The sequence below is a fragment of the Rubripirellula amarantea genome, from assembly GCF_007859865.1.
GTDB classification, from domain to species: Bacteria; Planctomycetota; Planctomycetia; order Pirellulales; family Pirellulaceae; genus Rubripirellula; species Rubripirellula amarantea.
In genome coordinates, this window is sequence record NZ_SJPI01000005.1 from 1 (window position 1) to 14159 (window position 14159).

The 14159-nt window shown below is 56.2% G+C and carries 4 protein-coding genes; 1 reads left to right on the forward strand and 3 read right to left on the reverse strand.

The window, feature by feature from the left end:
• From Pla22_RS24840 to Pla22_RS24850, 3 genes are all read right to left on the reverse strand, one after another.
• Positions 1–293, reverse strand: a 293-nt coding sequence (locus Pla22_RS24840; protein ID WP_146517609.1) for a hypothetical protein, incomplete at its 3' end; no start/stop codon positions are given.
• A 122-nt stretch (positions 294–415) separates the two neighbouring features.
• Positions 416–9025 (reverse strand): dockerin type I domain-containing protein, encoded by an 8610-nt coding sequence (locus Pla22_RS24845; protein WP_165440822.1) that lies wholly within the window; start codon positions 9023–9025, stop codon positions 416–418.
• Between the two features lie 1041 nt (positions 9026–10066).
• Positions 10067–10402, reverse strand: coding sequence for a hypothetical protein (locus Pla22_RS24850; RefSeq protein WP_146517611.1), 336 nt, complete (start codon positions 10400–10402; stop codon positions 10067–10069).
• A gap of 1537 nt (positions 10403–11939) precedes the next feature.
• On the opposite strand from Pla22_RS24850, the gene Pla22_RS24855 reads away from it, so the two are divergent.
• On the forward strand, positions 11940–13769 hold the full coding sequence (locus tag Pla22_RS24855; protein WP_146517612.1) for an SLC13 family permease: 1830 nt from the start codon (positions 11940–11942) through the stop codon (positions 13767–13769).
• The last annotated feature ends 390 nt before the right edge of the window (positions 13770–14159 follow it).

Genomic DNA, 14159 nt, shown 5'->3' on the forward strand with positions numbered 1-14159 from the left:
CCGTCTTTCGGGTTCACGCGTCCACGCATGATGCCCGTTGCGAAGTTGAATGGCAGTTTGACAATTGCCGCTTGCGATAGGTCACCAACGTCCTGGATCATCAGGTACGACATCCAACCCTTCCCAAAACTGGTATGCAACAAATGTTTTGAAAGAGGTCCGAACCGATGGTCTTCGACGTAGTCCCACCTGATCTGCTCGAGCAACCGCTGCAATGTTCGCGGGGCGACGCTTTGCTTCAACGCGGTCGCTTCCGCGTTCTTTAGCTGCAATTCTAAAAGCAGATGCCGCATACATACGACCGGGAGTCGTCTGCCTTTGCTGCCAGTGAAAGCTAGCAGTACCGCCCCTAAACCGACACCTTACTCCACGACAGTGCATTTCTTCGTTTCAATATGAATTCGCAATCGTTGGACTAAGACACATAGCGATCGACCACATCGGCAATGCTGCCCCAGGAATGTTCGTGACATAAAGTGCCAGCGATGTCGATCGAAAAGTTGGTCAGATTTAATTCCATGCGGGTTAGTCGAGCTTTGCCTTGATTACCAAACGTGATCGGATTCAACAGCGATTCGAGGTTAGTGGCCGCCGAAGTGCCAAGCAGATTGATGATCACCTCGCCACGATCGCGATTCAGTTGAATCAGATCTCGGTCAATTCCCAACGCATCGGCGATGCGAGTGGCGAATTGGTTTTCGAACTGACTTGCCCCCGCGATCTGGCTAGTCATCAATTGCAGCAGTTGACCAACCTCGTCGGGCACGTCGCCGATCAAGTCGGCCAGAACCAACGACATTCGGCGGGCATCCAGTAGTTCGCCACTGAAACCATCGAAATCAAATTCGTCTAAGTAGCCATCGACATCTGCGTCGATAGCTGATGGATCGGTGGAATCGCCGGGCGTTGGATCGGTCCAGATGATCGCGAAGCCGCCCTGATTGACATCCACGTCCAGCGGTAAGCCAGCAAGGAGTTGCTGAGCCCAATACTCGAAATCGACCGGACTGACCGGTTCGACCAACGACGCAAGTTGCCCTATTGCCGGATTGAGCTGCAATTCGTAGTTGAACGTTACCGGCGTCCATCGAATTTCCATGTGCGGCAAGACGATCGGTTGAGCGTACAGAATCGAACGCATTAGGTCGGGTACCAATGAATCGAGTTGTTGCTCGCCGCGGATTTGCAACCAAGCCAGAACATCGTTCATTTCCAATCGAAGCGTATCGGCCAAGTCGCGAAACGCATCCTCGGCCTGCTGACCTGCGGTGCTAAAGGTTTCGAAAGCTGCTTCAACAGCGGTTCCCAAGCCCATCTTTTGAACGAATCGCCGCGAAGAGAAATAGACGTTTTGCCCGCCGAACTCATCAAACACGCCGGCACGAACTTGTTCGTAGTTGTTCGTGATCACCGGCCTCACTGGCGAGAAGGCTGAGATCGCTTCGATCGGATCCAAATCAGGAATTGACAATTTGCCCTCAAGAATTTCGAACAACTTGCGAGAGTCGTAGGACAGGCCGGCTCCTATCTCGACTTCGAACGAGGTCGATGCGTTTTGCAGGTTCGTTGCAAACGTAAAATCGTTCTTGACGCTGTACGCGATCACCGGTTCGGTGGCGATTTTTGCGGCGTCCTGGGCGGTCCACCCGTCGAGGATCAACGGTTCTTTCTTTGTCCAATTAGACTCCCTGCCACCGGTGGAAGTCACCCAGTCCGCCACTTCTCCCGCGAACGACTTTGCCCCGGCGACGGCGGGGTCAAGGGAATCAACGATCCCACCGATCACCGTGTCGACGAAATAGGTTTGCGATATATCGAAACTTGCCGAGGTTGATGAATTTAGGACTGGATTGAGCGACTGTGGATCGAAATTCCGCAACGAGTCGATGACTCCCCCGGCCTCTCGCAGCCGATCGGTGGCATCGCGGCCGATCTGTCCGACACGCTCGAAGGCCGGCAACGCTGCCGCTCGAAGGTCCGTCACCTCATCCATGACGGAGGATAGTTCATCGATCGACCGACGATACTCGGCCTCCGCCTGCGCGATGAATTCGTCACGAGTTCGAAGCACACCACGGCGTAGGTCGTTGAAGGCTACTACGGCAGAGTTGACTTCGGAATTGACCCGCGAGATTGCGCGATTGATTTCCGATCCGACCGTGGCGGCGATGTGATCGAGTTGATCGACGAGTTGTGATCGCAATTCGATCGCGGCGTCGCGGACGGTTTGATAGCGCGTCGAAATATAGTCCCCCCCGCGGCGATATAGATCGCGTCCGCAGGCCAGCGGATCGCTGGCACAGCCTACTGCGGCGCTCAGAGGATTGAGTCCGAAAGCGGTATGCTCGCCAGCCGGACGGTATAACGAAAACACCCCGCCAGGGCCGTACTGTTGCTCCAAGCGTTCGACCGATTCGGCCGACGCGTTGGCGGCGGCCAAGTCGGCATCGATCGTGGCGATCGACGCTGACAAACGATTGCGGGTGTCGACGATTCGCGTCGCACGGCTGGCGCGAATCTCGTCCAAGCGGGAATCTCGCGAGTCGACCAATTGCTTAGCCAATGCCAACGGCCCGGCGAGGTCTTCATTAGCGTCCCGGTTGGCTGCCGCGATGGTTTCGTTGAGTCGCTGCTGCGCAGAGTCGGCGGCGGCTTGTTGAGCTTGGATCGGCAACAATGTCTGCAGCAACAGGGCATCGATCCGTGCCTGCATATCTCGGGCAACCGAGTCGATTGCATTTCGCAGCGGCGACCAGGGTTGCGTCGAGGCCGCTAGTTGATCGGCCGCAGCGATGAACTGACGTCCAATCAATCGCATTTGGTCGACATTGCTGGTCGCAGCGGCACCGAGCTGGTCCGTGGCGACGGCGGGATCGATCCAGTCTCGAGCACCAAGCGGCGCCGGAAAATATGGCGTCGGCGCGACATCAAATGAAGTAACGGCAGTTCCGGAGACAAACGCTTGTACCGGATCTAGGTTAACGTAGCCAACCGTCGACGTCGCTTGCTGGCCGTTATTGGGCAACGACGCGATTAACCGTAGGTCGGTGTTGCCATGATTCCAAAACGGATCTTCGGAGGGGGGGACGTCGACGAGCAAATTGAGCGTCGTGGTTTGACCTTCGACCAGGACGGGTGTTTGCGTCAATGAAATCAAACGGTCTGAATCGTCGATCACATCATCGTGAGACAAATACACCGCCAGCGGCGTCGGGTTGGCATCGCCGACGCCCTGAATACTCACTTGAATATCAGCGCTGACGACCGAATCCAAGCCGCCGGCGTTCCAGCCACCAAGTCCGACAACGATGGGTGACGCTGCAAACGAAACCGGTTGCTGGGAACCAAAAGAATATCGTTGCGACTGGATCGGGTTGTTGCCCCAGCGGAGTGTGATGTCATTTCCATCGATCTCGAAGCTGCGGGGATACGATCCGGGCACCGGGTAGGGCGTCCCGATCAAATTTCCCTGGTCGTCGGTCGTGTAAATTGCATCGTCGTCGACTAATACACCTCGACCATCCGGCAGGATTCCAGCATGCGAGGGATAGTCGATGCCAGCACTGACTTGGAAACCCGCTGGGTCGGCGACGTTGCCGCGAACGATCCATGGGGTATAAGCGATCATAAATTCACCGGCGTCGTTGACCACTACGACATCCAATTCGCCACCGGCGCCGTCTTCGCTGGCAAAGTCCAGTCTTTGAATGCTCCCGAGTGTGCCAGTAAGAGGGGCGTCTAGCGTTGAAAGCGTACGGAAATAGGTACGTTCGGGGAAGAAGTACGATTGCCAAGTCACCACGCCTTGGCCTGCGTCATTGACCGAAACGCTGGCCGCCAAGTCGCTGAAACCGTCCTCTGCCGTGGCCTGTGCCAACACCACTGGGGCCTCGACACTCGACGCGCCGGCCGGCAGCCTCATGCCGACGATCGCAGGGAGGTATTGGCCGTCGGTCTGCTGTATTGAACCTTCGGAAATGATCAACGCATTACCCATCGCGTCCGCCACGACCTTCATCGTTTCAGTCCCCTGGATCCGGCCGGTTACCGGCAACGAGATTGGTCCACCCACGGGCGTGCCACCGTTTGCAGCGGTGACGTTCGTCAAACGACGAGCGACTATGCCACTAGAACCATAGTCCAGGATGACCGCGTTGCCTGCACCATATTTCGCGATCAACCGGTCTTCCCGAGCCCACGATGCGTACAAGAACTCGACTGGACCAGCAACTTCCAGCGCAGGTGCATCAAGTCGCAACGTCGGCGTGACCGCGATGTCGACGACGCCTACGTCATCGGTATCAAATTCGGTGAACCCCAACGCCCGTGACTTGGCGAACAGTCGGATCGATGTTTGGTTTGGTGTAACCACCGGCTTGACATCATCGCCCCAACCGCCCACCGGGTCTTCATCGGTCGCCAGACGCATATCGGACATATCCCATACGCCATTGTCGTTTGTGTCTTGGTAGATATCGACCCGCCCCAGCGCCCCGCCGGGAACCGATGCGTCGATCACGTCGACGCGAACGCGGTCATTGCCGCCATCGGTGATCACCGGAGGATGGACGCGGGTGGTGAATGACGGTTGTGGCGGCGGCGCGAAGCGGACGGTGAACTCGATCGACCTTGCAGCGCTGGGCAGTAACGTTTCCACGGTCACCCGAAATTGATACTCGCCGCTTGTGGCTGAATCGGGATACCAATGAAATTCGCCACGGTTGTTACGAATCATGTAGCCCAAGGCCGGATCATTGAGGTCGTGGTTGAGCATTTCGTATTGGTAATGGGCCAACCCAGTCGGATGGATGGCAGTTAGATCCAGCAACAACTCCTGACCGGGAACCAGTGTTATCACCTGCCCGTCGGCGACGCCGGTGACAAAGATCGGCGCGAGCGAAGGGTTTGGATTTTGTGGAACGCCCAAATTTGAAGCCTGGGTGACCAGAGCGGCTTCGAACGAATCGATCAACTGGTCCAGCTCCGCTGTGATCGCCTCGGTGTGAGCGAGATCTCGCTGTCCGGCGGCCAATTGATCTGCATTCCAAGCGTCGGCCGCGTCTTGGTTGGCAAACCATTGGTTGTGCAACGTTGCCAATTGACGCTGAAGTCCCTGCAACGAAGCCGACGCTGCGTCGTCAAATTCGCCCTCAACAAGGGCCACATCAATTTGGGCGATGAATTCGGGGACATCCGCCATTTCCAAATCCGATGCAGCGCGGCGGATTGACTCGATCGAATTGAAAATTCTCGCATCTGCTGAGTCGGGCGGATCGATCGTCACGTCGAACGAAGTGGCGGAGGAATTCTCCGCGTCACCGGCCAGCACTGTGACTCGGATCGTGCCGACCGATCCGGTTTGCGGCGTGATCGTGACCGCCCCGTCGGTCACGGTCACCGACGCTGACGCGGCGATCCGCGGCGCGGCCAGCGTCAATAGCGTCGGATCGTCGTAGACCTCGGTCCCCAACGATGCCTCCAGTGTTTCGCGGACCGCGGTAGATTCATAGTCGCCAGCCCAGCGAACCATATCGCCGTTCGGCATCAATAAGTAAGCCTGCCCGTTATCGCTAAACAACCATTTTTCCGATAATCCACTGAGATTGAAATACTGTTCACCGACCTCACGCAGTCCATACGTTTCGCGGACCTGGTGCAGCGGATTTTCTACCGTCGCGAAACCGAACCATTGCAGCGGATCACCGTCGGGATCAAAGCCGGTGACCGGGATAATGAGTTCGGTTTGGCCGAAAGTCATCGTTTGATTGGGCACCGCCTCGATCCGCGGCGGACGATTGAGCGAATCGATCGTCAATTCCTGGATCCCCGAACCCGCCGCATCGCCAGCAACCCGCACCGTGGTTTGTCCAAGCGGCACCGCATCACTCAGCAGACTCCGCAGCGCCGCGTCGGTGATCTCGAATCGCCCGTCGGCGCCAACATGTGCTGACGCGTCCACCCAATCGCCCGAGTCCCCCAGGGACACGAACAGTGCCCGTGAATCGGTGCGGCTAATCCCGCCGGTGATGCCCAAGTCGTGCGTCCGCCTGTCCAACGGTGTGTCATCGTGCTCCGCTGTGTCGTGGGACAGCGCGACCGCGATCTGGGACCGCGCGGTGCGATATTCGTTCAACGCAAGAATCGCATCCCGGGGTTCCAATCGCCCATTGCCCGAGACATCCAGAGCCATTCCAGCCAATGCCTCGCCCCCGGCCGACGCCTGTTGACGATGAAGTTCGTTGATCAGTCGCAACGGATCGAGCAATGAAACGACTCCGTCGCCATCGACGTCCATCGGATTACCCGCATTTTGAAACGGTCCTTCACCATCTGCAAAATAGCCACCGGTCACAAAGCTGACGGCAGAGCGACTCACCGCGGCCGATTCCATCTTGGGGGTCGCTTCAATTGGCATCGCCGAAGATTGGCTTCTTAGCGAGTTGATGACCAACAACGCATCGATCGCCGAAACCGTTCCGTCCTGATTCACATCGAGCTGCGAATCACTGCCGACAATTTCCTGCCACTCGCTGATATCGCCCGAAGTGACCAACCTCGATTCACTGGAGATTGGCGAACTCAACGACAACGCATCTTGGCGAAGCGAGTTGACGACCAACAACGCATCGATCGCCGAAACCGTTCCGTCACCATTGGTATCCGCCGCAATTTGAAATTCGGCTGCGGCCGGCGGGGTTGCAATCGTCAGCGGTCCCGCGGCATTCCGCGAACCGGTACGATTCGCAAAAATTTGGTCCTTCGCCAGACCGCCAGCGACGATTTGCGAGGGACGCTGGAACGGTCCTTGGAGCGAGGATTCGATCGCAACCGTGTTGCCGCGGCGGAATCCGGTGAAGTGCAAGACAAATTTCCCATTTTCATCCTCCGCGAGAAACGCCATACGGTTCCCCACTGCGGTCAACAATGAGGGATCCGCCGACGTTGTGGCGCTTAGATTCGCGACCAACGAAGTCGATCGCGCGGTGCCGGCCGAATGGAACAACTCGCGCTCGCCACTAGGCAGTGCGGCGGTGTAGGCCAATCGCCGATTGATCGCCGTCAAATTCCGAGGATCGCTACTTAACCGACCCGAAACGTCGCGAACCAGCGTCATTGGCGAATCAAATTTGGAAGCCGCATACAACTCGGTTTGGTTTCCAAGACTTGCAGCGGCGTACAATCGGGCGCCGGTCGAAACGATCTCCGTGACCCCGGCCAGGGACGGAATGACCGCCGGCGACCCCGCCGCATCGCTGCGGTACATACGGTCAACGCCATCAGCGTCGGTGCGAATAAAAAACAAGTGATCGTCGAAGACGAGCAACGAACGAGGATTCGAATTGGGTCCGCCGCGGTTGCCATCGAGCACCACTCGCGTTCCAGATGCGGTCCCATCGGTACGATACAAACGCCGCAAAACTTGACCGTTTGAGTCTTGACCATAGTTGGCGGTGAAAAAGAGTTCATCGCCAAACGGGACCATGTCGGCGGGATCCGAGTTCATTGAACCCGAGATATTATGCACCCGCCGAGTCCCTACATCGCTGCCGTCGGATACGTACAACTCCCGCTGGCCGTCACTGTCGACAGCGGTGAAGAACAAGCGTGAATCCACGGCGGTTAAATTGCCTGGTTGGGACGAAGTAGACTCGTTCAAATCGCCCAGTGGCTCGACCCGCTGACTTGAACCACGCAGGACATACAACTCCCGCTGCTCATCGATCCGCCGAGCAGTGAAGTACAGGTCGTCACCAACCACAGTCAAATGCAACGGGTTCGACGAGACCGTGCCGCTTAAATCCGCCACCATTTTGACCGACGACGCTCCATCGGTGGCGAACAATTCACGTCCGCCCCGACCATCGGCGGCGGTGAAGTACAGACGGTCGGCGTGGTACACCATTTCAGCGGGATTTAGCGAAACACCGTTGGATTCGTCGGCGATCAACCGCGTCGTCACTCCGTCGCTGACATACAAACCACGCCGGCCGGAATCACCAATGGCCGAGAAATAAAACTCGTTGATCAAACTGTCATCGAGCGACCCGACCGCTTGGATTGCAATCGCGGACCCGGCACCATTCAAGCCCAATGCCTCCGGTGCAACCGCCAGATCATCGCCGTAGGCTAGGACCGCATCGGGCGCCTCCGCCGCGTCGAGCGCGATGTCGAGTGAGGCGACCGGTCGATTGATGTATACTGGCATCCGAAACGCCTCGATCCACTGGCCCGCGACCGCCGAGGGTGTCGACCAACCGCCCACAACGGTCAATTCATCCAATCCGAACGTCGCATCGTATCGCCCGCCTACGGCCGCTTCAAAAGACTGCCGACCGAACGCTTCACGACCGTTGAAGATCAAATTTGCCGCCACCGCAGCCGGATTGACGCTGCCATCGGCACGTTTGGCGTCGATCGACTCGACCGTCGCTGAAATCCTTACCTGCTGATTCGTTGTTGTCGCGGCAATCAAGTTCAGCGACGGCGGGGGAACATCGACGCCGATCAGTCCGGACCCGCGATAGCGAATTTCCAACAGCGTCTCGCCGCTGGCCAATCCGGATCGCCGCACCGCCACTTGTTCCGGTCCATAGCCCAACCTCACAAGCGCCGACTGCAATGCGGCGGCCGCATCGTCGCGAAATTCTTCGATCGGAATCCGCGTCAACGCATCTCCGACACGGACATCCCAACGACCACGCGACAAATCGGCCGGCAATAACGGCACTACCAAACGCTGAGTTTCGGTCAGCGCCGGCGTCAATGCATCAGGCAAGCTGGCGGCCAGATCAACGCCAAACGCAAACGCCCCATGGCCGCCGTCTCTTAGATCCCGATAAGAGACCGCCAGATCGAACACTTGGCCGACCTGAACTATGGCTTCCCTGGACTCCGGGCCAGTCAAACGAACCTCCCCATCGGCGATCCAAGCGTCCAGGCGAGCTTCAAAGACTTCCGCCGCCAGCAACTCGCGGCGTTCCAGCACTTCCGTTCTCAGCCGGCGCGGTAATCGGCGTCGCGACATGGAAGTGGACGTCGACCGTTGCAGTTTTCGGTCAAAAAGCATCTTAGTTCCGTTGGCAGTCAAGGAAGAGGTAAGACGAGGGCGATTCTAAGTATCCCCTCGTCTGGTGGGGATCGTCTTATGGGGATCGGAGATGCTAAGGGCGAATAGGAAGAAAGTCAACTTCCTTACCGCGTCGCCGCGAAGACGCTCAGCCCGTTGACTGACCATCAGTGATCGTTCATCCGCGAAGGCCTGTTCGGCAAGTCGCACCGCTTCATCGACGCGAGTCGGTACGCGGGCACATAGTTAGGGCTGCAGACTTACTCGGAGTAGGTACTCCGGTGGCTCATTGATGGGATAGGATCGAACAGAACCTTCGGACACTCAGCCGCCTGCTAACGAACGGTTGTTGCGGCAAAAAAGCGGGATGACGCGTGTCGCGAAACTTCTTGGATTCCGAAACCGACTTTATTTCGGCATCAAACGCACCAGCCGCATGCCGTGTTTGATTCTAGATCAGGGTCTTGCGAACACCGGGTCAGTGGATCTTCAGCCGAACGGCCGTCGTTTGATCTTGTAATCGCTCGCCGATCGAAGTCGAGGAATCTTGGAATGTGAAACCAGTAGTTCTGGAGGCTTCCTTAGCAGGCGAATGGGAAAGAACATCGAGAGTCATCGCTGAGTCTCGCAGTGATTCTGTTGCTGCTGCAAGAATACGAAACGTCGGCGAAACAACACTCAATCAACTTTCAACCAACTTGTCGTGGCATTGGTAAGTATGAGGAACTGACATCCAAAACGAACCAGACAAAACACCGTTTCGGAGTGAGGATCGCTGGAAATCACAGAAACACTATCGAGTCTATGCGCCAATCCTGTTTCGTTACGGTCAGAAGGGGGATTCTATCAAGACACCGACTTGCTGCCGAGGTGACGGTGCCAAGGACGTCAGCGATGACGATTCGCGACTGCTACGTGCTTATGAGGTAAAGATCACTACCACAGCCCGAAATGCTCAACTCCGATCCTCCGAAAGGTAGGGTTGGGGCCTCGAAGTCATCAATCTTCGGATCGGTCTGTTGGTTCATGAGACTCGTCGTATCCAACAACCTGCCACCCCGTTGCAAACAGTGGTTTGCGGAGCTCAACGCAAATCCTGTTCTGTCGATCAGGTTTTTCGCCCTTGAGGAGAACTGTGCCGTTGCTACCACTAATCTTGGCAGATGTTTCAAACCCGGTCAGTGTAAGTTCGTCCGCAGCCCAGCCATGCTCAATCGAGTGAGCCTTGGCGGCAGTAACCGGGCTCGGCGCAAGATTAGTCATCGCGAAAGCACAAACAAGCAACCCTCCGAATACAAACAAACCAGACGCGAGAATGAGTTTCAGATATTTCATGACGAAGGTGGTACTCCGCACTAACAAAAACGAACGCTAAGTTGCCAACGAAGTGGGACTCAATTGGTGAGTTCAGGCAATCAAAACCTGTCTGCAACCCACCATCACGCCATGCCCATCCTTCGATTGTAGTGATCTTGATCGACGATGGGTGGTATCAGCGAAACGCTACAGCAAGACTTCATCAAATCAGACTGGTAGCTGCCAACCCGAGCGACCGCCTCTGGAGCAGAGAATGCATTGCCCTATACCGCGATATACGTTTGCTCACCACCGAGTATCAGAGCCGCCATTCTATGAACGTCAGTTTGCAATTTGCGTGTCACGCGTGACAAATTGTGCGTATAAGAATCATGCGACCTACCATGGTTTCAATTTGCTGCACCATCCCTGTCAGTAGCTGAGCATGCTATTGGTCGGTTCAGGTGTCATGCAGCTGACGAGGGCTGTTCTTGCGAGGGAGCAACCGCCAAGGATCACCGTCCAACTGCCCGCGGTAGATATAGTCATCGCGATGCTCACGCCGACCGGAACGTCCAGCTCCACCGACTGGACGGTAGGGCGGGTAGAGTTGATTTCCAGAGATTAGCGACTTAATCTTTCGACAAATCTCAATCTGTATGTAGTCCGGAATCGGCATCCATCACTAAGTCGTCGAGACTGTTGAGGAATGACTGGGTCGGATTTTGGGTCAGTTCCACTACACATCGTCGTATTACCAGCGTTTTACAGGAAAGTTCGAGTCCCGTAGGGGTCATTGCTTCGGCGGTAACGCGAAGCACTCAATAGTCTGAAGTGGACATTTTCGAGTCCGCTTTGGATTTCTTCGAAGTGTATTCGGCTCCGCTTAAGCCGGATTCTGGGTCAGTAAGTTTCCAATTGTGAAGATGCTGTCCCGTGGCTTCGGCCACGTGCCCTCCGATGACCTGATCGACACGTAGCAACTTCGTCTCACTTGGTTTTCGAGCACATCGAAAGACCCTTCCGTCACGCGAACAGGATGATCATCCTTCAGTTCGGTACGCAGAAAGCCTCAGCAGTCACTGAACAGCCTACACCATGGCTCTACACGAGCTCGCTCGATGATCTTGGTCACGATCGCCCCCCATCGACATCACCACATCGACATCACCACATCGACGTCGTATGTCCGCCTCCTGCACCAAGCAACTTCAAAACGCTTGGCACCGGCTTGAATGATTCCGTTCGCCATTTAGCAGAGCGACTTCGATCAACATGCCGAGGACACTGCTTCGTGATCGGTGCTGCACGACCAGGTAGCAGTGTCGCCATTCTTCTTTTTAAATTCGGATAACGACTGAAGCCCCATCGCATGCATTCCTCGGTCCAGCGTTCTCGCATCCGCTTTAAGTTGAGGTGGTGATGCTTGATCGCATCTAACCTGAAATTAACTGCGTTTGTCACAAGAGTGAGTTCTCAACGAACTGCTTATGCGAACAACTTTCGGGGGCAATGAGTTCTTGGCTGATACACCGGTTACCTCGTCCACGACGATAAAATTCGCTAACCTTTGCGGATGACAACTGACATTTGGATAGTAACGTGCGTTCTGCTCGCGACGATCGTTGCCTTTGTGCTCGATCGGTTTCGACTCGATGTTGTTGCCTTCGTTTCGCTGATGGCACTTCTGCTCACTGGGATACTTACGCCCACCCAGGCGACCGCGGGATTCTCCAACCCACTGGTCCTGATGATCGCGGGACTCTTCGTCGTTGGCGGTGCCATTTTAGAAACTGGCGTCGCGGATCTGGCGGGAAGGTGGCTCGGTCGTGTTGGTGGCACCTCCACTATCCGGCTCACGGTCACCGTGATGCTCGCTAGCGCCTTGCTGTCGGCGTTTCTCAGTTCCACTGGAACCGTAGCGGTAATGTTGCCGGTCGTTTTGAGCCTTTGCCGCCGAGCTGAAGTCTCTCTGTCAAAGCTTCTTATCCCTCTCGCATTTGCCGCTTCACTTGGCGGCATGCTGACACTGATTGGTACTCCGCCAAACATGGTCGTCAACCAAGAACTGCGCGATGCAGGACTTGAAGCGTTTTACTTCTTTTCATTTGCCCCGGCTGGAATTCTGATGCTCACTCTCGGCATCGTTTTCATGTGCACGATTGGCACTCACCTGCTTCCGGCAAAACGAACGGATGCCGGAAATGCGGTTCAGAACCGAGGTCTGGTTTCACGCCCAGAACTCATTCACACCTATGGCGTCGACGGACAGATTTGCGAGATCAGAGTTTCGCACGATTCAACATTCGCCGGACGAACGCTGCGCGACCTCAGTCTACGCACGACCTATCACGTCAACGCGCTCGCGGTTTCCACCACCAATTCACGCGGACAGGTGGTGCGACGGTGTGATCCTGACACGCTTCTGCAGCCCGGTGACACTCTTTTCATCAAGGCGTCCAGCGAAGAAGCCGTGACAAACCTCATCCGAGAAGCAAGGTTGGATTTGGTTGCTTCTCCAGCCGTATTACCGAAGGAGGTCCATCTCGCCGAAGTCATTATTCCGCCGCGATCAGAGCTTATCGGCCGGACGATTCGCGACGTGGACTTTTTTCGCATCTACGGAGCGATGGTGCTCGCGTTGCAGGCTGGAAATCGGCCAGCCAAAACTCGAACATCGGACACGACGCTAGGCGCCGGCGACACACTCTTGATTGCCGCCAATGAAAGCGCGTTGAAGAGGCTGCGAAAATTTCGAAACGATGTCCTGCTGGTTAGCGAACAGGAAGAACAACGAGAGTCGCCGCTGACCCCCACGGCTCGCTGGGTAGTCGTCATCCTTGTCGGAATGCTGATTGCGATGAGTACAGGCATCGCTGCCAACGTGACCGCCGTCCTCGTAGCCGCCGCCCTGATGGTGATTGCCGGAGCGTTTCGCGGAACGAACGTTTACCAAAACATTAATTGGGAGAGCATCGTGATGATCGCATCCGTCATGCCGCTCGCAACCGCGTTGGAAAAAACCGGGGCACTCGACCTGGTCGCTAGCGTGATCGTGGGAAGACCAGGGCTAACGAGTCCACCAGCACTGCTGTTGCTGCTTTTTGTGGTCACATCGTTACTGAGTCAAGCAATCTCGAATACCGCGACCAGCGTGCTGATAGCTCCCCTCGCACTCCAGCTTGCCGAGCAACTCGGCGTTTCTCCCTATCCACTATTGATGGGAGTTGCCCTGGCTGCGTCTACAGCATTTGCCACGCCAATCGCGTCACCGATCAACGCCCTTGTGGCGGGAGCAGGGAACTATCGCTTTGGTGATTTTCTACGAGTGGGCGTGCCGCTGCAGATCTTAATTCTTGTTGCGACACTCGCCATCGTGCCATTGCTGTTTCCTTTTAATCCATAACCCAAGCAGACAACGCAAACTCATCGATGCCGCTTAAGTGCGAATCAATGATCGCCGCCCCATCCGGGAATGCTCGCAGACCAAAGTTCGACTACCGTTTCGGATTCAGGCTGTTGCAACATCGATAGAGCAAATGGTATTGCATCAACGATCCGGACCGCTGACTTTCCCTTCGCGATAGCGTGCAAGCTCGGCTCCAGTGCACGCGATGGCTAATGCCGAGTCAGATCTGAGGTCAATTGCACGATTCGGCACCCGCGAGGCTCCCGTCAACTGGAACATCCCGTCAGTTTTTGCTGCAACCTGATCGTAATTCGTTCGACCTGCTACTGGCCATGCGGAGCAGAACTGAACTCGCCGTAGCTTGAACGATCGACGAGCTACTGTTTC

Bases quoted from the DNA above. Each gene is read 5' to 3' on its own strand.
- Pla22_RS24845 (WP_165440822.1), bottom strand. From the start codon at position 9,025: ATGTCGCGACGCCGATTACCGCGCCGGCTGAGAACGGAAGTGCTGGAA.
- Pla22_RS24850 (WP_146517611.1), bottom strand. From the start codon at position 10,402: ATGAAATATCTGAAACTCATTCTCGCGTCTGGTTTGTTTGTATTCGGA.
- Pla22_RS24855 (WP_146517612.1), top strand. From the start codon at position 11,940: ATGACAACTGACATTTGGATAGTAACGTGCGTTCTGCTCGCGACGATC.